The 20,550-nt window shown below is 59.5% G+C and carries 13 protein-coding genes, 1 tRNA gene and 2 pseudogenes; 9 read left to right on the forward strand and 7 right to left on the reverse strand.

From position 1 onward, the window contains the following. Nucleotides 1-150 precede the first annotated feature (150 nt). The 5 genes from N8E89_RS07160 (at nucleotide 151) to N8E89_RS07180 (ending at nucleotide 9,601) form a co-directional block, all read left to right on the forward strand. Nucleotides 151-2,445, forward strand: coding sequence for a CLIPPER-2 domain-containing protein (locus N8E89_RS07160; protein ID WP_262261572.1), 2,295 nt, complete (start codon nucleotides 151-153; stop codon nucleotides 2,443-2,445). Next, nucleotides 2,348-5,422: a CLIPPER-2 domain-containing protein gene (locus tag N8E89_RS07165; protein WP_262261574.1), complete on the forward strand. Its 3,075-nt coding sequence runs from the start codon at nucleotides 2,348-2,350 to the stop codon at nucleotides 5,420-5,422. Before N8E89_RS07160 ends, N8E89_RS07165 begins: the two co-directional genes overlap by 98 nt. Further along, nucleotides 5,328-5,894, forward strand: a complete 567-nt coding sequence (locus tag N8E89_RS07170; RefSeq protein ID WP_262261576.1) for a hypothetical protein — start codon at nucleotides 5,328-5,330, stop codon at nucleotides 5,892-5,894. The genes N8E89_RS07165 and N8E89_RS07170 overlap by 95 nt, the downstream gene beginning before the upstream one ends. A gap of 94 nt (nucleotides 5,895-5,988) precedes the next feature. Beyond that, a complete protein-coding gene (locus N8E89_RS07175) occupies nucleotides 5,989-7,128 on the forward strand; it encodes a hypothetical protein (RefSeq protein WP_262261578.1) in 1,140 nt (379 codons plus the stop codon). Then, entirely contained in the window at nucleotides 7,085-9,601 is a 2,517-nt protein-coding gene (locus N8E89_RS07180) for a TonB-dependent receptor (protein WP_262261579.1), read from the forward strand. The genes N8E89_RS07175 and N8E89_RS07180 overlap by 44 nt, the downstream gene beginning before the upstream one ends. 199 nt (nucleotides 9,602-9,800) lie before the next feature. Here the strand turns inward: N8E89_RS07180 and N8E89_RS07185 are convergent. Together N8E89_RS07185 and N8E89_RS07190 are read right to left on the reverse strand one after the other, a co-directional pair. Beyond that, nucleotides 9,801-11,550: pseudogene (locus N8E89_RS07185) on the reverse strand (cation:proton antiporter). 197 nt (nucleotides 11,551-11,747) lie between these two features. Then, a complete protein-coding gene (locus N8E89_RS07190; protein ID WP_262261581.1) occupies nucleotides 11,748-12,848 on the reverse strand; it encodes a calcium:cation antiporter in 1,101 nt (366 codons plus the stop codon). A gap of 231 nt (nucleotides 12,849-13,079) precedes the next feature. On the opposite strand from N8E89_RS07190, the gene N8E89_RS07195 reads away from it, so the two are divergent. The 4 genes from N8E89_RS07195 to N8E89_RS07210 all read left to right on the forward strand — a co-directional run bounded on the left by N8E89_RS07195 (nucleotide 13,080) and on the right by N8E89_RS07210 (nucleotide 15,717). Beyond that, nucleotides 13,080-13,202, forward strand: coding sequence for a hypothetical protein (locus N8E89_RS07195; RefSeq protein WP_262261582.1), 123 nt, complete (start codon nucleotides 13,080-13,082; stop codon nucleotides 13,200-13,202). Nucleotides 13,203-13,324: 122 nt separating this feature from the next. After that, nucleotides 13,325-14,287 carry an NAD-dependent epimerase/dehydratase family protein gene (locus tag N8E89_RS07200; RefSeq protein WP_262261583.1) on the forward strand — a complete coding sequence of 321 codons (963 nt, stop codon included), beginning with the start codon at nucleotides 13,325-13,327 and terminating at the stop codon, nucleotides 14,285-14,287. 78 nt (nucleotides 14,288-14,365) lie between these two features. Then, entirely contained in the window at nucleotides 14,366-14,998 is a 633-nt protein-coding gene (locus N8E89_RS07205) for a LysE family translocator (RefSeq protein WP_106662256.1), read from the forward strand. A gap of 89 nt (nucleotides 14,999-15,087) precedes the next feature. Then, nucleotides 15,088-15,717, forward strand: coding sequence for a LysE family translocator (locus N8E89_RS07210; protein WP_106662257.1), 630 nt, complete (start codon nucleotides 15,088-15,090; stop codon nucleotides 15,715-15,717). Between the two features lie 138 nt (nucleotides 15,718-15,855). On the opposite strand, the gene N8E89_RS07215 is transcribed toward N8E89_RS07210, so the two are convergent. From N8E89_RS07215 to N8E89_RS07235, 5 genes and pseudogenes are all read right to left on the reverse strand, one after another. Then, a tRNA-Leu gene (locus tag N8E89_RS07215) sits at nucleotides 15,856-15,940 on the reverse strand. A gap of 93 nt (nucleotides 15,941-16,033) precedes the next feature. Next, nucleotides 16,034-16,655: pseudogene (locus N8E89_RS07220) on the reverse strand (2,3-bisphosphoglycerate-dependent phosphoglycerate mutase). Nucleotides 16,656-16,681: 26 nt separating this feature from the next. Further along, nucleotides 16,682-17,509 carry a 4-hydroxy-tetrahydrodipicolinate reductase gene (gene dapB / locus N8E89_RS07225; RefSeq protein WP_262261586.1) on the reverse strand — a complete coding sequence of 276 codons (828 nt, stop codon included), beginning with the start codon at nucleotides 17,507-17,509 and terminating at the stop codon, nucleotides 16,682-16,684. Then, on the reverse strand, nucleotides 17,506-19,338 hold the full coding sequence (locus N8E89_RS07230; RefSeq protein ID WP_262261859.1) for an ABC transporter ATP-binding protein: 1,833 nt from the start codon (nucleotides 19,336-19,338) through the stop codon (nucleotides 17,506-17,508). Before N8E89_RS07230 ends, dapB begins: the two co-directional genes overlap by 4 nt. 147 nt (nucleotides 19,339-19,485) lie before the next feature. Beyond that, the gene (locus tag N8E89_RS07235) at nucleotides 19,486-20,514 is read right to left on the reverse strand and encodes a glucokinase (RefSeq protein WP_262261587.1); all 1,029 of its coding nucleotides are present in this window, start codon (nucleotides 20,512-20,514) and stop codon (nucleotides 19,486-19,488) included. Between the last annotated feature and the right edge of the window lie 36 nt (nucleotides 20,515-20,550).

The following is a 20,550-nucleotide window of genomic DNA, read 5'->3' on the forward strand; positions in this document are numbered from 1 at the left end:
AATATATTCAAATTGATAGCGTTAGTTGCAGTTGTGCCAGTGCTCTCTTTTCGTTTTTCAATTTTGATCGCTTCATATTGTCCAAATAACTACCTGAAGTTGTAATTTCTCGATTTTCAATGATCAATTTTCAGATTGGGTATTTTCAAATTGAAGACACATTGCGCGCGACCTGAAAGCACAGGTATATCCCGTCTCCAGATTTTGTCCGCTTTGCTCCTTGTGCTGCTTCTGTCGATCTTGGATGTTGCGCCGGCGGCGGCTGGTCAGCTTGTTCTGGTGGATTTGCCGGATACCACAGAAACGACAACGGTTGGCACCGGACAGGGAAAACGTGCCATCTACAAGAATGCGGGCTCCGTAGATGGTGTTGGCATCGATCTCGTCGCCAAACTCGTGATCGCAAAACTGGACCATACGTTCGGTGTCAGAAACGGCAAACCCAGCGAATTCGCCGCCGATCAGGACACGGCCTGGATCGATTGGTATATTTACAAGGCCGGCACCTATAACATCAACTCGGATTCGGGCGGCGTTGCTGTCGTCGCCGATGTTCATGTTCTGTACAATGATCTCGACGGCCCAAACAATGAAAGCCTGTTTGTGCCCCTGTGCCAGGCGCCTGTTCTCTTCACCCGCGTCGCCCGTGCTGCGACACTGAAACGTGACTTTGGCACAGTCGCGGGCGTCTCCGAAGTCTTCAGCCTTATTGGTGACAAGAACTATGAGGACGAGTCGGTATCAGGCGGCGAGGTAGCATATTCCTCTACAAGCGTATTCCGTATGGGGCATACGGGAAACAAAGGGTACAAGGTCTCGGTAGACAATCCGTCCTATGTCGCTGCTGATTCCTTCGATATCAAATGCTCGGATTTTCGCGCGCCTGTGGCCACGCCTGATAATCACGAGGCGGAACTCGGTGCGCCGTCGACGATCCAGATTCTCGATAATGATGGGGTGAAGGATAAGGCTGGGGCCTTTTCCGCAGTGACGCCGCCAACGGATTTTGCCAAGGCGTCGGTCAGTCTTGTGGCGCCACCTGGAGCAACAGGTATCAAGACGGACAAAAACGGCGATACGGTTGGCTTTACGGTTCCGGGCGAGGGCACTTGGACCTATGATGATCTGAACGGCAAGTTGACCTTTATGCCGCTTGCAGGGTTCACAGGCTCGCCGGCACCCATTGAATATACCTTCAGGAATGCTGTTGGAACGCTCTCCAACAAGGCTATGGTAACCATTGGTTATCCGCGCCTGGAGATTGTGAAGACTGCCATTGCTCCGGCGAAATTCGTCGCTGGCGAGATCATCAATTACACCTTCAAGGTCTCCAATCCGGGTGCCATTGCCTTGACCGGAGTCACTGTCACGGACACCCTTCCCGGCATCGTCGTCAAAGGCGGACCGGTCTCCCTTGCAGCCGGTGTCATCGACACGGCGACCTTCACGGCGGCCTACACGCTGACGCAGAAAGATATCGATGCGGGTCAAGTGGTCAACATTGCGACCGCAACAGGGGCCCAGCCGTCAGGTAAGCCGTTCACCAGCCCGCCTGCAGTAGTCACGACGACTATTCCCAAAATATCTGAACTGTCAGTTGTCAAGACGGCGGGTAAGCCGTCGGGCACCACCGTCGGTTCGACCATCGCCTATACGTTCACGCTGACCAATACCGGCAATGTGACGCTGACCGATGTGTCAGTGGCCGACACTTTGCCGGGCATCGTCCTGGAGGGCGGGCCGCTTGCCGCGCTGGCTCCGGGGGCTGTGGATACAACGACCTTCACCGCGCTCTATAGGCTGACGCAGAAGGATATCGATGCGGGCGAGGTGAAGAATTCGGCCACCGCCAGGGCGACGCCGCCCGGTCCCGCCGGCACCCCGCCGCTGACCAGTCCGCCGAGCGATGTGACGACGCCGGTCGAGAGCGCGCCGAAGCTGGAACTTGTCAAATCCTCCGACAAGGCAAGCATTGCCAAGGCCGGCGAAGTGCTGACCTATACGTTCAAGGTGAGTAATACCGGCAATGTCACGGTCAAGGATATCGCCGTAAAGGATGACAAGTTGGTTCCGGCGCAGATATGCACGGTGCCCGAGCTTGCGCCGGCAAAGGATGCAAGCTGCACGCGATCCTATGAGGTGACGCAGGCCGATATCGATGCGGGCGGCGTGCGCAACACGGCCGTAGTCAGCGGCAATCCCCCATCCGGACTGCGGTTGAATGTTAGCTCGAACCCGGTGGTCACGCCCACCGCCGCCGCGCCGAAACTGAACGTGATCAAGACGGCAGGCAAACCGTCAAGCAGCACGGTCGACGCTACAATCAACTATACCTTCACGGTTACCAATGAGGGGGAATGTCACGCTCAGCAATATCGCTGTCTCCGACGCTCTTGCAGGCGTTGTGCTGAAGGGTGGGCCGATTGCCAGCCTCGCACCGGGTGAAAGGGATACCACGACCTTTACCGCGACCTATTCGCTTACGCAGGCCGATATCGATGCCGGCAAGGTCAACAATACGGCCACGGCCAAAGGGACATTCAAGCGGGGCATGGAAGGAACGCCGGTCATTGGCGGGCCAGTGGCGCCGCAGACCATCGAGGAAATCAAGAGTCCTGAAAGCCAAGCCCAGGCCCTGCTTGCCGCATCGCCCAAGCTCAGTCTTGTCAAGACCGCAGCCGAGCCATCGAAAAAGGCTCCCGGTGAGATCATCAAGTATAACTTCGCGGTGACAAATACCGGCAATGTGACGTTAACGAATGTGTACATCATTGACGTTCTCCCGGGAATTGTGCTGGAGGGCGGACCAGTCGCCAGCCTCGCACCTGGCGAGAGCGATACAACGACCTTCACCGCGACCTACACGCTGTCGCAGAAGGATATCGACGCCGGCAAGGTCAACAATGCCGCAACGGCAAAAGGGACCCCGCCTGGCGGCGGCCGGGAGATCAGCAGTGGGCTTTACAGTGTCATAGTCGATATTGCGCCCGCACCTGAAATGACGCTCATAAAGAAAGCTGACAAGCCGTCGGTCTCCAGCGTCGGCGAAACGGTCACCTATGACTTCACGGTTGCCAATACTGGCAATGTGACATTGAAGAACCTTGTCGTCACAGACAAGAACCTTGTCCCTGCCACGGTATGCACCGTTGCGGAACTGCTTCCGTCAAGCGTGGAGCAGTGCACCGGAACCTACAAGGTAACGCAGGCCGATCTCGATGCGGGCGGAGTGACGAACACCGCCAGCGTCACGGGCAATCCACCGACCGGACCACCCGTCACGCGCGACTCAAACCCGGTCACAACCGGTGTCGATGCGACGCCAAAACTGACCGTGGTTAAAACCGCAAGCAAGCCATCCGCCAATCAGGCCGGTGCCACGATCGACTACACGTTCATGGTAAAAAACGAGGGCAATGTAACCCTCTCGGATATCAAGATATCCGATGCATTGCCTGGCATTGTCCTTAAGGGAGGGCCGATCGTCAGCCTTGTCCCCGGTGCAAGTGACGCGAAAACCTTCACCGCCACATATATCCTGACACAGAAAGACGTCGATGCCGGTAAAGTGTCGAATATCGCCACGGCAAGCGGCGTCTACAGGAAGATGGACCGTCTGGCCATAGGGTCGGTCGACCCGTCGAGTGACAAGCCGGTTACCAGTCCCGAAAGCGAGGCTGTAGCGGCTGTCGAAGCTGGGCCTGCCCTAAGCATCGTGAAAACCGCCGGTACACCATCCGGCAACGTACCCGGCGCGACCATCCCGTACTCCTTTGCCGTAACCAACACCGGCAATGTGACGCTGGCCAATGTGTCTGTCTCCGACACGCTGCCTGGGGTCAAGCTGATGGGCGGACCGATTGCCAGCCTTGCGCCGGGTGCAGTCGATACCACGACCTTCACGGCGCTCTATACGCTGACACAAGCGGATGTCGATGCAGGGCAAGTGGTGAATACCGCGAGTGCGACAGGCACTCCTCCCGCCGGTCAGCCTGTGACAAGTCCGCCTCAAACGGTCAAGACGGTCATTGTCTCCGCGCCCAAGCTCGATCTCCTCAAGCAGATCGGCAAGCCGAACGGCAACAAGCCTGGCGCTGTCGTTCCTTATACGTTCAAGATAACGAACAATGGCAATGTGACGCTCGTCAACATCACGCTTACCGACATCCTGCCTGGCATAATCATAAAAGGCGGCCCGATTCCCCGTCTGGCACCGGGTCAGGTCGACACGACGACCTTTACCGCGACCTACGTGCTGACCCAGGCGGATTTCACTGCCGGCAAGGTCTTGAACAAAGCGCAAGCCCACGGCAACCTGTTACCCAAACCGACCATGTCGGCTTCGCTTGCGGGGATCGAGCCGAAAACTGAAAAATTGCTGATTGCAAAAAACGTGCCGGCCTCCGGTGACGTGCTGGCCGCCGCCGCTCCGCCCGCCGCAGCGCCTGGCGATGGGGGTGTGGACAGCGATGTGGACAGCGGCGAGAGTGCCGCACTGATTGAACTCGCTGCGGCAAGCCCGGAATTGGCTCTCGTCAAGACGGGCCATTTCAACGATGAGAACGGCAATACCTATGCCGATCCCGACGAAACGGTCACCTACACATTTGTGGTGACCAATGAGGGCGGCACTGTCCTTGAAGATGTACACGTGGCCGATGATGGCCCGGTATTCAACGGACGCCGTGGGACCGGCAAGCTATCGGCATTCAGCCCGGCACCGTCCCCGGTTGAACCCGGCGCGGCGCAGAAATTCACTGCAACCTACAAGCTCACCCAGGCCGATATCGATGCGGGGGCGGCCGTAAAAGGCGGAACCGTCAACAAGGCTCTGGCGCTGGGGTATAGCGGCGACGGCGTGACGAGCACACTGTTCGAATCCGCGGAAAGCCGTTCGGTGCTCGATCTCCCGGCGGCCTATGGCGACCACGAAGTGACGATCACCAAGCAGGCCGGACTGCGCCAGATCAGGCGTGGCGAAAAGGCACCTTTCACCATCAAGGTGACCAATAATAATACCGACAATGTCGGACGGATAGTCGTCACCGACATGCTGCCGTCAGGCTTCCGCTACGTCGACGGTTCGGCCACGATCAATGGCGTGGCGGCTATACCCGTTATCAATGGGCGCAACGCCCGGTTCCAGCCCGTCATGCTTGGGCCGAAAGCCGAAGTAACGATCCGCCTGCAATTGCTTGCATTGAGCACAGCCGAACCGGGCAAGCATATCAACCGGGCGAAGGCCGCCGAGGAAGACGGCGAAATTCTCGCGCCAGAAGCGACGGCGGCGATCGAGATCATGGTCGATCCGGTGTTCGATTGCGGCGATGTCGTCGGCAAGGTCTTCGACGATCTCGAACGGCAACGGTTACCAGGACGATGGCGAACGGGGCCTGCCAGGTGTTCGTGTCGCGACGGTTAAGGGCTTTCTGGTCACGACGGACAAGCACGGCCGCTTCCACGTGGCTTGCGCCGAGCTTCCCGACAAGCGCATCGGTTCGAACTTCATCATGAAGCTCGACACGCGCACGCTGCCGGCGGGTTACAGCATGACAACGGAAAACCCGAAGGTGATCCGGCTGACGGCCGGCAAGATGTCGAAGCTCTCCTTCGGTGCCTCGATTGGCCACCTTGTGACGCTCGATTTGAACGACGCGGCTTTCGAGGATCGCAAGACGGTGCTGTTGAAGGAGTGGAGCGACGGACTCGGCAAGCTTATCGCGATCCTCAAAGAACAGCTTTCGACATTGCGCATCAACTACCGGGCCACAGCAGAAAAGCCCTTGGTCGACAAGCGAGCCGGCGCCATCGAAGAGGAGATACGGGAACGCTGGAAGGCGGCTGGAGATGCCTATGAGTTGAACATCGAGACACGTGTGGAGGCAGGCCAATGACCAGGAACCTCGTCCGTATTGCCCGCCGTTTTCATGTCCACATGGCATTCTCGTTTCACGTGAATCGCTGCGGGCAGGATGCGCCTTTCTGGCAATGACCTGCCTTCCGGTGTCCGCTCAGGAGGTGGATCGGACAAAAACCGTTCCATTTGCCATCAGTGTTGACGGAGAGCCGGTCGTCAAGAGTAAGCAGGATGGCCCGACGCGCGCTGCAGCGAAGCAGTTGGGCCAGTCCCCTGAGCCTTCGACGCGCAAGACCGGCGCCGGATTGAATACCGTCGATGTTCAGGTGAAGTTCGACGGGCTCGATGCCAAAACCCTGTTGAATATCTCGACCATGCCGGTGCGCCGTGCCTATAAGGCCGGGGAATACGTGAATTTCCTCGCGACGTCCAATTATCCTGCCTTCATCAAGCGTGCCGAAGTGCGCATCCTCAACGCCGAGGATGAGGTCACGGAAAAGCCTTTCGATATCATTCCCGTTGCCATCAACCGGGAGGCCAGGTGGATCATGCCCGAAACCAGGGATGAGACGAAGCGCTTCAAATATATCCTTCGCGTCTATGATGACGAGGGCCGTTTTGACGAGACGCTGGCACGGAACCTGGCACGCTCCGACCGGGAATTACCGGCCGAAATCAATACAGGACATGTCGTTTCGGGCGAAGGCGAAGCGACAGCGCCGGGCATGGGCGAGGACAACACTGCCCGGCGCAATATTCCGGTCTATGGCGGCGCGGTGACCGTCTATGGCCGCAACGTGCCGGAAGGCTACCAGGTCAAGGCTCTGGGCGACACAATCCCGCTCGACCCTGACCATGCGTTTGTGATGCAGCGCATCTTGCCTCCTGGCGATCACGATATCGATGTCGCGGTGCTGGGATTGCTCAAGGACAGTGCGCTTGATTTTACGAGGCGCATCAACATTCCGAAAAATGACTGGTTCTATGTGGCGCTTGCCGATCTCACAGTCGGAAAACGCTTTGGTGACAATGACATAGAGGCGGTGCGTCCGGGTGAGTACGATGACATTTACAGCAAGGGGCGCCTCGCCTTCTATGTGAAAGGTAAAATCAAGGGAAAATATCTCCTGACTGCAGCGGCCGATACCAGCGAAGACGATCTCGATCATATCTTCCGCGGTCTTGATGCCAAGGATCCGCGGCAGCTGTTGCGCCGCCTCGATCCCAATGACTATTATCCCATCTATGGCGACGATCTCGACCGCCATTGACGATGCGCCCACCGACGGCAAGTTCTATGTGCGGCTGGAGCGCGGCGACAGTCATGTCATGTGGGGACGGTACAAAGCCAGTATCACAGGCACGGAATTCATGCGCTCCGACCGCGCGCTCTATGGCGCGAGCGGCATCTACAAATCGGAAAAAACCACGAGTTTCGGTGAAAGGCAAACGGAAACAACGCTTTACGCGGCGCAACCCGATACGCTTCCGCAGCGCGACGAATTCCTCGGCACCGGCGGGTCGGCTTATTTCATGAAGCGTCAGGACATTTCCATAGGTTCCGAAACGATCGCGGTCGAAGTGCGTGATCAGATAACCGGGCAGGTTCTCGAAAGGCAAACGCTGCGCTACGGCGAGGATTACAGCTTCGACTATCTGCAGGGGATGCTGATACTCAAGCGCCCGCTCTCTTCATCGACGGGCACCGATGCACCGGTACGCGACGGGGCGCTTGGCGGCAACAGGGTCTACCTCATCGCGCAGTATGAGTTCACACCGGTCGCTGGCACGCTCGATGGCTACGTTTATGGCGGTAGGGCCCAGCATTGGTTCGCCGACAAGGTGCGCGTCGGAGTTACCGGCATGGATGAAAATACCGGCCTCGCCAATCAACAGGCCTATGGAGCCGATATCCAGCTGCGCCATTCGGAGAAGACCTTCATCGAGGCGGAAATTGCCCGCTCCAAGGGCCCGGGCTTTGGCACGTCTCGCTCCACCGATGGCGGGCTGACACTCAGCGATGTTGCCACAACCGGCACGCGCAATCGCGTCGCGACGTCATGGCGCACCAGAGCACAGCTCGACCTTGAAGACATCAGCAAGAGCGGCGTCAAAGGCACGCTTGGTGGCTACTATGAGGAGAAACAGGCGGGATTCTCGACGCTTTCCGAGCAGATTTCCGTCGACGAGCGCATATGGGGTGCCTTTGCCGATATCGATCTGAACAAGGCTATAGGCCTCGAACTCAACTATGACGATTATCAGGAAGGCCGCGGGGAAAGCGTCTTCGATGGCCGCGACATTGGCGGCGGGTCGAAACGCAAGGGCGCGTCGGCGATCAGCTGGCAGATCGATGAGTACTGGAAAGCCTCGTTTGGGCTTACCTACACCGAGCTGCAATCCCCCATTGCGCGCGCCTCGGGCAAGTCCGGTTATAATGGCTCGCGCCTCGACAGCGGGGCGCGGCTTGAATACGCGCCGGATGGCGATCATAGCTATTATGTCTTCGGCCAGGGCACGCTCTCGCGCTCTGGTGACATCAAGGACAACAATCGTGCCGGCGCCGGAACGGAATATCAACTGACGGAAAAGATCAGTCTGGACGGCGAGATTTCCTATGGAAATCAAGGCGTTGGTGCATTGGCAGCCATAAATTACGAACCCACTGCAAAGGACAGCTATTATGTCGGTTACCGGCTCGATCCGGATCGTGCCTTCGATCTCGATCGCAGTTACGACCTCTCGGGTACGGATGGTGGTACCATCGTCATTGGCGCCAAACGCAAGATCGACGACGAAATCTCCGCCTACGCCGAGCACAATTACGATCTGTTCGGGACGCGCAATTCGCTGACGAAGACATATGGCGTAGTCTATACACCCGACAGTTCCTGGACCGTGGATGGCGGCTTCGAAGCCGGTACGATCGAGGACGATACGATCGATCCTGATGACGGGTTCGAACGCTCCGATTTCGATCGCAAGGCGGTCTCGCTGGCCATCGGCTACAAGGACGAGGAACGCATCAGCGCCCGCATCCGCGGTGAGGCGCGCTACGAGGACAGCGATGACGACAGCCGTGACGCCAACACCTATCTCATCGCGACTGGCTTCAGCTGGAAGACGTCGGAAGACTGGCGCCTGCTCGCCAATGTGGATGCGGTGCTGTCGGATCAGGACAGCGAAGCTTCGTTTCGTGACGGAGATTATATAGAAATGTCAGTTGGTTACGCTTATCGGCCCGTTGAAAACGACCGGCTCAATGCGTTGGTCAAATACGCCTGGCTGCGCGACACACCGGGCGAAAATCAGGTCAGCGCCATTAGCGGCGACGAATTTGGACCGGCCCAGCGCAGCCATATTATCTCGGCTGATGTCAATTACGATGTCTTCCCATGGCTGGTGCTCGGCGCGAAATATGGCATGCGCTTTGGCGAGGTACGCCAGCGGCAAGGGGATGATCCCAATACGTTTTCCGCTTGGGAATCGTCTTCGGCGCATCTCGGAATCATCCGGGCGGATGTCAGTTTCATCAAGAGCTGGGACGCGCTTATCGAAGGCCGGGTTCTTGCCATGCCCCAAGCCGATACCACCGATTACGGTGCCCTGGTCGCTCTCTACCGCCATGTCGGCGACAATTTCAAGGTGGGCGTCGGTTACAATTTCGGCTGCTTCTCCGACGATCTGCGCGACCTTACCCTTAATGACGAGGGTGTGTTCCTCAACGTCATTGGAAAGTTTTGAAACGGAGCAGACAACCGCCTACGCCTGAATTTCACGTCCAAGTGGAGAATCTTCGGCCATTTTTGCCGATTCACGGGCGGAATTCGACGAAGCTCAGGTCATTTCCAGCCGTTTTGGGAAATGCACGGGCGCGGTGCCAATGGAGACGGGTGAAAATCATTCAAAGTTTGACCTCGCCCTGCCGGCGGCCCTCTTGCCGCTACGATACGTCGAGGGACTGGTTGCGATTGCGGCGTGCCACGTTCATCTCTGCCCGCTCTCGCGCCATATTGCTGACGGCCATGCGCAACGCCGGATGTCGCGACATGAAGACGTGGAAGTCCCGTCGTTCAAGCACGAGAAACTGGCAAAAATCCACGGCGATAACGTCGGCCGTGCGGCGCCCGCCACTGAGCAGGGCCATCTCCCCGAAAAACGCTCCGGCGTCGAGACGAACCGGGTCGCTTTCCAGTTGTACCTCGACGGCACCCGCCGAGATGAAGTACATGCCATCGCCCCGATCACCGATGCGGACGACGCGTTCGCCAGGCGAGGCGGATTTCGGCCGGAACAACAATAGCAGCTCCTCCTGGGAGTTTTCGTCAACCTCCGAGAACAGAGGGAAAGTCTCGATCAATTGCTGCATCTCCAATTGATGCTGTCTGTTCCGCTCTTCGTTCAGCGCCCTGATCTTGTCGAGGTCGCGGCAAAGCCTTTCATGTTTTGATTTGCCGTACTGTGCGGCCAATGAGGGCCATAGCGAGCGGATGCCCTTGTGCAATTCTTCGCCCGCCAGCAGAACGAGAGGGTTGAGGGTGATCGACAGGATGGCGCCTGCGAGGATGAGATCCTGACCTTCGCGCGGCAGCAGGCCAAGTGAAACGCCGAGGCCAGCCAGGATGAAGGAGAATTCCCCGATCTGGGCGAGACCGGTGGCCACACTGATGCCCATTGCGACGGGATAGCGCAGCAGCAGAACGATGCCGAATGCGATGAGCGACTTGCCGAAGATGATCAAGGCGAGAACACCGATCACCGCCAAGGGTTCGCGGACCAGAATGGAGGGGTCGAAAAGCATGCCGACCGAAACGAAGAACAACACCGCAAAGGCATTTTGCAAGGGCAGGGAGTCGGCCGCCGCCCGGCGGCTCAAATGCGACTCGCTCATGACAACGCCGGCGAAGAAGGCGCCGAGCGCGAAGGAGACGCCGAAGATCGCGGCTGATCCGAAAGCAATACCGAGGGCAATGGCGAGAACGGAAAGGGTAAACAATTCCGGCGAGCCAGTGCGCGCCACCAGCGTGAGGATCCATGGAACGACTTTCGGCCCGAAGTATATCGCCATCACGGTAAAGGCCGCGACTTTGAGCAGCGTCACCGCAATCGTCAAAGTGATCGGAAGACTGTCGGCAGCCGGTGCAGCTTCAGCTGTCCCATGAGCACCGAGAATCTCGGCAAGTGTTGGCAGCAGCACCAGTGCCAACACCATCGCGAGGTCCTCGACGATGAGCCAGCCGACGGCCACACGGCCATTTACCGAGTCGATCTGATTGCGTTCTTCGAGTGCCTTGAGCAGGACCACCGTGCTGGCAACAGAAAGGCTGAGGCCGAAGACCAGGCCGGCGCCCAAACTCCACCCCAGCAAAGAGCTGAGACCGACGCCGAGAAGCTGTCGCGAGCACGATCCGCCCGAGCGCTCCAGGAACAGCGACGCCGCGGACAGCCAGCAGATCCGAGGCCGAGAAGTGCAGCCCCACGCCAAACATCAAAAGGATCACACCCATTTCGGCGAGCTGCCCGGCCAGAGCCCTGTCGGCAATGGTGTCCGGCAAATAGGAACCCATCAGGATACCCGCGACGAGATAACCCACCAGCGGCGGCAGGCGCAGCCGGTCGGCGAGATATCCGAAAATGGCAGCGAACACGAAGCCGACGGCAACCGTTGCTATCAATGCGACTTCCTGATGCACATTCGTCCCTTGATGTTATTGGTGTTCCTACCCTGGCGGTAAGCTGGCAACAATCGCCCGATCGCATCAAAGTAACCGCGCAAATCGAATGCTGCCATAGAAAATTTGAGGCTGACCAATCTTCGCCACGTCGCGGTTTCGTCCGGAACGGCATGATTTTTTTCAAATGATGGGATGCAAGTCGTGACGGCAATATCTCAAGGGAAAGCGATGAGCAGCAGGTATGCAATGAAAACGACGAGATGAACCAGTCCGGTCAGTACCGTTGTCCGCCCCGTTCCGAAGCTGTGAATGCTGATTGCCAGTATCAGGGCCAGGAGCACCGAGTCGCCTGACGACAAGCCGAGCGTCAGCTCCCGGCCCGCCAGCAGGCTGGCTATTCCAACCGCAGGAATGGTCAGCCCGATGGTCGCGAGCGCCGATCCGAGGGCGATGTTGAGACTGCGTTGCAGTTCGTTGCGCCAAGCGGCCCGGATGGCGGAAAGCGCTTCCGGCAGAAGAACGAGCAGGGCAATGAAAGCGCCCACGATCTCGTCGCGTTGTCCTACATGGAGGGCCGCAAGGCCGTCTTCAACGCCGATCGCCACCTGTTCCGCGAGGAGGACGACGCCGACGAGACCGGTCAGGAGCAGGAACGCGTTTACCCAGGTGGCACGTCCGGGGGCATGGTCCCGCGCCGCATGGTGCCCCAGGCCATCGTCGAGAAAATCGTCACGATGCCGCCCGGTCTGTGCGAAAACGAAACTGCCATAGAGCAGGACAGAGCAGAAGCTGACGAAGATCAGTTGGACTGGTGCAAAACTTCCCGGTGTCGTCGCCATCGTCGTGAAGTTCGGAAGGACAAGGGTAATGATCGTCAGTGCGGTGAGGACGGAAAGGAACGCACTCGTCCCCTGCCGTTTCAATCCCTGCTGGTGATGTTGCCACCCGCCAAGTGTGAGGCACAACCCGACAACTCCGGCGCAAGTGATCATGACGGTTGAAAACACGGATTGACGGGCCAGCGTCGGATTGTTCTCGCCATGCAGCATCATCGACACGATGATCGAAACTTCGACCGTCGTTACCGCAAATGTAAGAAGAAGTGTTCCATAGGGCTGGCCGAGGCGAACCGCGAGGATTTCTGCATGCTGGAGCACGACGAATACGGTTGCGAGCAGCACGCCAATGGCGAGAGTCGAAGCCACCCAAGGATGGGCGCTGCCAAGTTGCCCGCCGGAATACCGGATGCCGATAGCAAGCGCCAACGACCCTATCGGCAATAGCCAGGACAGGATCGGCAGGTCGCGAATGGTCATGGGAACGCATCCAAGGCTAGAGCTCCAGGTCAGGATTTCTCAATATACACGGCCGTTGATGGCGAATGTAGGCCGTAAACGCATCAAATGGCGAGGACCATCTGTCCGCAGTGGCGATGCTATCGTTGCGCCTCCATTTCGACAAATCTCGCATTAGACTGCTCGCAATGCCCTCGCGTTTCCGGCGTTGATTTTTGGAATGCGTTGTTCCGTTGCGAAGAGGATAGGCAAATGCACGACTTTACCCTGGTTCTGGCGTTCGTTGCTGTCGTCCTGCTTGCCTATCAGGGCGAGATCGATGACCGGCCGGACGTACAGGACGACGAATGGCTTCATATCGACCCAGCCGATTAGCCAGCTAATTAGATACCCATAGAGCCGGTGAGCGCGTTTGCTATTCGCCACTCTATTGAACTAATGCCCAATCTGTTGCAGTTTCCGGACGATTTTCGTCCTCGTGCAAACAGTCCGGAACAATGAACATTGAACGCCAAGTCTTCATAACGGGCGCCGGCGGTTTCGTCGGCCGCGCCACGGTCAAGCGGTTCCTCACAGAGGGCTGGCGGGTTCGCGCGGCGGTGCGGACTGTTCAGGGCTGCGGTCTCGATCACAGGGATCGCCTGTCGATAATACCGGCTGGGGACATCACCGCGATCACCGACTGGGTGCCGCTTCTGTCCGGCTGTGACGCCGTGGTCCACGTGGCCGCCCGTGCCCATATGACGGGCGAGGCACCGGATGCCTCCGCGCAGTTGTTCCGGCGTGTCAATGTCGATGCAAGCGTGAACCTCGCGCGCGGCGCGGCTACAGCTGGTGTGAAGCGCTTCGTTTTCATCAGCTCAGCCGGAGTCATGGGCGATTACTCGGAGCGGCCCTTCACGGAGACCGACCAGCCGCGGCCCATGAGCGAATATGCGAAGAGCAAATGGCAAGCCGAACAGGCGGTGGCGCAAATCGCGCGGGAAGCCGGTCTGGAGCTGGTGATCCTTCGTCCGGCCCTGGTTTACGGCCCGGGCAATCCGGGCAATCTCGAGCGGCTCTTGCAACTCATCCGCACCGGCCTGCCGCTGCCGCTGGCTGCGGTCGGCAACAGGCGCAGTTTTCTGGACGTCGGCCATCTTGCGGCCATCATTTGCAGCGCTGCACAGCTTCCGGAGGCCGCCGGCAAGACCGTGCTGCTGGCGGATGGCAACGACCTCTCGACTCCGGAGCTTGTGCGCGCGCTGGCTGAGGGCATGGGCGTCCGGGTCAGGCTTTTTTCCGTACCGCCGCCGCTCTTGCGGCTTGGCGCACGATTGCTGGGCAGATCGCGAGACGCAGAGCGGCTGCTTGGATCCCTGCAGGTCGATGTTGCGCTGAAGACATCGCTCTTCGGACCCTACCCGCGTGCGCAAACCATTCGGGGATTGGGCGAAGCCGGCAAGCGCCGTACCACGTGATCACGCACGACTTGACATCCGGGAGCGGGTAATGGTGTCTGAGACGCTGACTCATCGCGATTTATCCTGGAGGGGGTTATGACACATCTGACAATTTTGGCATTTGCGCTCGTGGCATTCATCGGCATTGCCACGCCCGGGCCGACGGTGCTGCTGGCGCTCACCAATGGCTCGCGGTTTGGCATCAGGACCGCATCCTACGGCATGGCAGGTGCGGTGCTCTCCGACTTTGTCCTGATCGGCGCCGTGGCGCTTGGCCTTGGCGCGCTGCTGGCGGCGTCGGAATTCTGGTTCTCGGTCGTGAAGTGGATCGGTGTCGGCTATCTCACCTTTCTCGGTATCATGCTGCTGCGGTCGAAGGGGACGCTCGAGGTCCGTTCCGGATCCGGCACGGATACGCCTGCGTCTCCGCGGACTGTCTTCCTGAAGAGCTTTTTCGTCGCCATCACCAACCCCAAGGGGTATCTGTTCTTCTCGGCTTTCCTTCCCCAGTTCATCGATCCGGCGTTGCCGCAATTCCCGCAATATGCAGCGCTGGCGATAACCTTCGCACTGATCGATTTCGGTGTGATGTTCGGCTACGCGATACTGGGCTCCCGTGCAGTGCGCCTCTTGAGGAAATCCGGCGCGCTATGGCTGGACCGGATCTGCGGCGGCGCCTTGCTCGCCCTTGCCGGGTCGCTGGCGTTTTATCGAAGGGCGAGCGCGTGACAAGGCACATGCGCTCCTGGCAGAGTCATCGTCTTGTCTAGGAAGCCGCGTTGTGGTTTGCTCTGAGAAAGCGAAGCAAGAGAAAACCCATGCCTGATTTGACCATGTGGGGATTGTTCGTCGGGGCATCCGTCGTGCTGCTGCTGACACCTGGCCCGGCAGTGCTTTATATCGTTGCCCGCTCGGTCGAGCAGGGACGGGCAGCGGGGCTGGTCTCGGTACTTGGTATTCATCTGGGCACCATCGTGCATATCACGGCTGCGGCGGTCGGCCTGTCGGCACTGATTGTGTCGTCGGCACTCGCCTTCGCGATCGTCAAATATGTTGGCGCCGTCTATCTTGTCTGGATCGGCATACGGACCTTGATGGCCAGCGATTTCGATCCCCACGCACCGGAGGTACCGGCCGAGCCGCTGCGACGCGTCTTCCGCGACGGCTTCGTCGTTAACCTGTTCAATCCGAAGACGGCTATCTTCTTCCTCGCCTTCCTGCCGCAATTTGCCGACCCCGCCCGTGGCGCCCTGCATTGGCAGATACTCATACTGGGGCTGACTTTTATGGGTCTCGGCATCATCAGCGACGGGATTTTCGCACTGGCAGCTGGCGCTGCAGGCGACTTCCTCCGCCGCAACAGGCGTTTCCTGCGCTTGCAGCGCTGGTTCGCGGGCACTTCGTTTATTGGGCTCGGGATCACCGCCGCGCTGGCGACGCGCAAATAGTCCGCCCCGGTCTGGACGAATTGTTGAACGCAACCGGGAATACGATTTCACGATCGGACGCCAGAAAACAAAAAAGCCCGGAAAACCGGGCTTCTTGTCTTGTTTCAAGACCGTCTTGGACGGTGTAAAACGGGAATTTGGTGCCCAGAAGAGGACTCGAACCTCCACGCCTTGCGGCACACGGACCTGAACCGTGCGCGTCTACCAATTCCGCCATCTGGGCAGCGGGGTTTCATGTAAGGGGCGCATCTGAGTCTGTCAATCCATTTGTCGGGGAATTGTCACACAACTGATTTGCCGCCCTTGCGGCCCGCTCTCAGCCCTCGAGCACTTCCTTCGAAGCCACGGTCGAGTCGGCATTGAGCTTGTAGACGATCGGAACACCCGTCGCGAGTTCCTGAGCGACGATCTCCTCGCCGGTCAGGCCATCGAGCGCCATGATCAGCGCGCGCAGGGAATTGCCATGCGCCGCCACCAGCACCGTTTCGCCGCGCAGCACCATGCGGCTGCACCTCGTGCAGATAATACGGCCAGACGCGAGCGCCCGTGTCGCGCAGGCTCTCGCCGCCGGGCGGCGAAACATCGTAGGAACGGCGCCAGATATGCACCTGTTCCTCGCCCCATTTGGCCCGGGCATCGTCCTTGTTGAGGCCGGAAAGGTCACCATAGTCGCGCTCGTTCAGCGCCTGGTCGCGGATCGTCTCAAGGCTGGTCTGACCAATCTCTTCGAGAATATGCTGCAGCGCCGCCTCGGCGCGTGAGAGGACGGACGTATAGGCGATGTCGAATTTGAGACCCCTTGCCCTCAGCCGCTTCCCCGCATCGATGGCTTCCTTGTGACCGAGCTCCGTCAGTCCCGGATCGCGCCAGCCGGTGAAAAGGTTCTTCAAATTCCATTCGCTCTGACCGTGGCGGACAAGGACGAGGGTTCCGGACATTGAGAATACTCCTGTTTGGATCAAGCTTATTGATTGAGGCCGAGCACGTCGAGCATGGAATAGAAGCCGGGTTTGCGGCCCTTGCCCCAGAGCGCGGCCCTGACTGCGCCGCGGGCGAAGATCGTACGGTCTTCCGCATGGTGGGAGAGGGTGATGCGCTCGCCCTGGCCCGCGAGAATGACCGAATGGTCGCCGACGACCGAACCGCCGCGCAGGGTGGCAAAGCCGATCGTGCCATCCTCGCGCGGCCCCGTATGGCCATCGCGCACGCGGACGCTGTGCTGTCCAAGTCCGATGTCGCGGCCGGCGGCCGCGGCCTCGCCGAGCAGCAGCGCAGTGCCCGAGGGCGCATCGACCTTGTGCTTGTGGTGCATTTCCAGAATCTCGATATCGAAATCGCCGAGCGCCTTGGCTGCCTGCTTGACCAGAACGCCAAGCAGATTGACGCCCAGGCTCATATTGCCGGATTTGATAACCACCGCATGGCGCGCCGCGGCGTGGATCTTTGCGTCATCCTCCGCCGAGCAGCCCGTGGTTCCGATGACATGGACGATACGCGCCTGCGCGGCGAGTTCGGAAAACTCCACCGTCGCGGCCGGAGCCGTGAAGTCGAGGACGCCTTCAACGCCTGTGAAGACCGAAAGCGCGTCACTGGTAATGGAAACGTCGAGGCGGCCGACACCGGCGAGTTCGCCTGCGTCACGGCCGATATGCGGCGAGCCGGGCCGTTCAATGGCCCCGGCCAGCACTGCGCCCGGCGTGTCGCGGATGACACGGATCAACGTCTGGCCCATGCGCCCCGCGGCACCGACGACGGCAAGTTTCATCGGCGTTGCTGGCTGTTCGGCACTCATACGGCTGGTCCTGTCACTGCTGTTGACTGTAATTCGGTGTCATCGATGATGGGCGACTCTTCCCTGCCTTGCAACTGGTAGAAGCGCGCATAGACGCCGTTGGGCCGGGCAAGCAGGGTATCGTGGACGCCTTCCTCCACCACCCGTCCGGCTTCCATGACGACGATATGTTCGGCGTTGACAATAGTCGACAGGCGGTGGGCGATGACGATGGTTGTCCGTCCCTGCATCACGCGTTCGAGCGCCTGCTGCACCCGCTTTTCCGATTCATTGTCGAGGGCGGAGGTCGCCTCGTCGAGCAACAGGATAGCGGCGTTGCGAACAATCGCGCGGGCAATGGAAAGGCGCTGGCGCTGCCCGCCGGACAGCGTGACGCCGTTCTCGCCGACCTCTGTGCCATAGCTCTGCGGCTGCTGGCGGATGAACTCGTCTGCATTGGCAAGCTTTGCCGCCTCGATGACCTCCTCGTCGGTGGCGTCGGGCCGGCCATAGCGGATATTGTCGGCGATGGTGCCTTCGAAGAGATAGGGCTGCTGCGAGACATAGGCGATCGACTGGCGCAGCGAGCGCTTGCTGACATAGGCGATGTCTTGCCCGTCGATAAGGATGCGCCCGGCGTCGATGTCGTAGAAGCGCTGGACGAGCCCGATCAGCGTCGATTTCCCCGCGCCGGAAGCACCGACAATGGCGGTGGTCTTCCCGGCCTTGGCGACGAAGCTGATGCCGTGCAGCACCGGCACACCGTTACCGTAGCTGAAGCGAACCTTGTCGAACTCGACTTCGCCGGTCGGCACAGTGATCGGCACCGAGCCGATGCTGTCGGCCTGGCGCGGCTCGACATCGAGGATCTCGAAGAACATGCGGGCATTGACGAGCGAGCGCTCCAGCCCAACCTGTACGCGCGCCAGCCGGCGCACGGGATCGTAGGCAAGCAGAACGGCGGTCATGAAGCCGAACATGGCGCCAGGCGGCTCCACATTGTAGACGGCACGATAGCCCGTATAGATGATCATCGATGCAATGGCGACGCCGGCAATCAATTCGGTGATCGGTGTCGTGCGCTCCGAAACCCTGGCGATCTTGTTGGCGCGTTCCTCGGCGCGGTGGATCAGCGCGCTGATCTTGGCGCGCAACTGATCTTCCATGGTGAAGGCCTTGACGATGGCGATGCCCTGCGCCGCTTCCTGCATCGCGCCGAGCAGGTGCGAGTTCAACGTGACGGATTCACGGTGGATACTGCGCAGGCGCCTCGCCAGATAGCGCACCGTCAGAATGACAGGTGGCCCGATGAGCAGGGCAAAAAGCGACAGGATGGGGTCGAGGAGGACCATCGTCACAATCAGAGCAACGAGCGTCGGAATATCCTTGCCGATGGTCGTGATGGTAATGTCCATGAGTTCGCGAACCCCGGCGACATTCTGGTTGATCCGCGCCGCGAGCTGCGCCGAACGCGTATCGGTGTAGAAATCGAGGCCGAGTTTCATCAGGTGATCGAAGATGCGATGCTGGTAGCGCGCAACGATATTGTTGCCGATCTTCGCCATCATCACAGATTGCACATAGGTGGCGACGCCGCGGATGACGAAGGCCGCAAGGATGCCCAGGCTGATTGGCACGATCAGATCTTCGCGGCGCTGGTAGTAGATCTTGTTGATCACATCCTTGAAGATATAGGCAACGAACGCGGTTGTGCAGGCAACGGCCAGCATGGCGGCAAGGGCGATGGCATAGGACGAGCGGTATTCGCGCAGGTTCTCGCCCATAACCCTGCCGATGACACGCCTTGCCTCCGTCGTATCGATCTTTTTCTTCCTGGGTACACCATTCATGACAGGCGGCAACTCGCTGGTACAAGAGCAACGGGGCAAGGAGTCATCCTTGCCACTCGAATTGTCCCTATAACCTTATTGATCCTGCTTGCCTATGGGTTTCAGGCACAGAGCCTGCACGCAGTGCCTGAGTGTTGCGCTGGTGCCCTAGTCCCGGCGCCAGCGGCGGCCTTCCGTCGAAACGCCGAAACGGGTCGGGGTGCGGGAGAAGGCCGAAAGGCCGCTCAGCGCCGCAAGCGGGTGGGTGATGATATAGACCGGCGTCTCACGCAGGATTTCGCCGTGCGGCGCCTTGTCCTCGAATGCCTGGCGGAAGGAAGGGTCCTTCAGCGGAGCGACGATTTTCTGAACAATGCCACCAGCGAGATAAACGCCGCCGCGCGCCATGAAGGTCAGGGCAAAGTCGCCGGCCAGCCGGCCGAGATAAACGACGAAAAGCGCCAGAGTTTCCTTTGCCTCGGGAGACTCGCCGGAAAGTCCGGCTGCGGTGATGTCTGCAGGCGTCTGCAGGCTGACTTCGGTGCCGTTCACCTTGCAGATTGCCCGGTAGATATTCTGCAGGCCCCGGCCGCAGAGGAGCTGTTCGCCGGAGATGCGGCCCTCGATATGTTCGAGATGCGGGAAGATTTCGAGATCACGGGCAGTGCGCGGCCCCATGTCGACATGGCCGCCTTCGCCGGGAACAGGCACCCAACTGTTGCGCGCACGCACCATTCCGGCGACCCCAAGCCCAGTACCGGGTCCAAGGACGGCGCGGCTGCCATGCGGATCCCCGGCGGCGCCGCCGAGCTTTTCCAGATGCTTCGGCTCGAGGGATACGACGGCGAGCGCCTGCGCCTCGAAATCGTTGAGCACGGTAATATCGGAAAGGCCAAGCGTTTCCATCATCTGGCGCGGCTTGACCACCCAGGCGCAGTTGGTCAGGTCAATCTCGTCGCCTTCGACCGGGCCGGCTATGGCCAGTACGGCCGAACGCGGCTGAATGGATGTATGGTCGAGAATGGCGTTCTGAATCGCCTCGTCGATGGTCGGAAAATCCGCCGTCTGGATAATGGGAAATTCCTTTGGCTCCGCATAGGCGTCGACCAGAATGGCGAAGCGCGCATTGGTGCCGCCGATATCACCGACCAGAATCGGAAATTTCATGATGTGGTCGGTATCTGCTTGTGTCACCATAGTCGCTTCCCCATTTTACCTGCTACTGCGTCCTTG

Origin of the sequence: Phyllobacterium sp. A18/5-2 (genome assembly GCF_025452215.1) — a bacterium.
GTDB classification, from domain to species: Bacteria; Pseudomonadota; Alphaproteobacteria; order Rhizobiales; family Rhizobiaceae; genus Phyllobacterium; species Phyllobacterium sophorae.

What these genes read in the sequence shown, in the direction of transcription:
- N8E89_RS07165 (WP_262261574.1), top strand. Translation starts at nt 2,348, where the DNA reads ATGAGGGGGAATGTCACGCTCAGCAATATCGCTGTCTCCGACGCTCTT.
- N8E89_RS07170 (WP_262261576.1), top strand. Translation starts at nt 5,328, where the DNA reads ATGTCGTCGGCAAGGTCTTCGACGATCTCGAACGGCAACGGTTACCAG.
- N8E89_RS07175 (WP_262261578.1), top strand. Translation starts at nt 5,989, where the DNA reads ATGACCTGCCTTCCGGTGTCCGCTCAGGAGGTGGATCGGACAAAAACC.
- N8E89_RS07180 (WP_262261579.1), top strand. Translation starts at nt 7,085, where the DNA reads ATGACTATTATCCCATCTATGGCGACGATCTCGACCGCCATTGACGAT.
- N8E89_RS07190 (WP_262261581.1), bottom strand. Translation starts at nt 12,848, where the DNA reads ATGACCATTCGCGACCTGCCGATCCTGTCCTGGCTATTGCCGATAGGG.
- N8E89_RS07195 (WP_262261582.1), top strand. Translation starts at nt 13,080, where the DNA reads ATGCACGACTTTACCCTGGTTCTGGCGTTCGTTGCTGTCGTCCTGCTT.
- N8E89_RS07200 (WP_262261583.1), top strand. Translation starts at nt 13,325, where the DNA reads ATGAACATTGAACGCCAAGTCTTCATAACGGGCGCCGGCGGTTTCGTC.
- N8E89_RS07205 (WP_106662256.1), top strand. Translation starts at nt 14,366, where the DNA reads ATGACACATCTGACAATTTTGGCATTTGCGCTCGTGGCATTCATCGGC.
- N8E89_RS07210 (WP_106662257.1), top strand. Translation starts at nt 15,088, where the DNA reads ATGCCTGATTTGACCATGTGGGGATTGTTCGTCGGGGCATCCGTCGTG.
- dapB (WP_262261586.1), bottom strand. Translation starts at nt 17,509, where the DNA reads ATGAGTGCCGAACAGCCAGCAACGCCGATGAAACTTGCCGTCGTCGGT.
- N8E89_RS07230 (WP_262261859.1), bottom strand. Translation starts at nt 19,338, where the DNA reads ATGAATGGTGTACCCAGGAAGAAAAAGATCGATACGACGGAGGCAAGG.
- N8E89_RS07235 (WP_262261587.1), bottom strand. Translation starts at nt 20,514, where the DNA reads ATGGTGACACAAGCAGATACCGACCACATCATGAAATTTCCGATTCTG.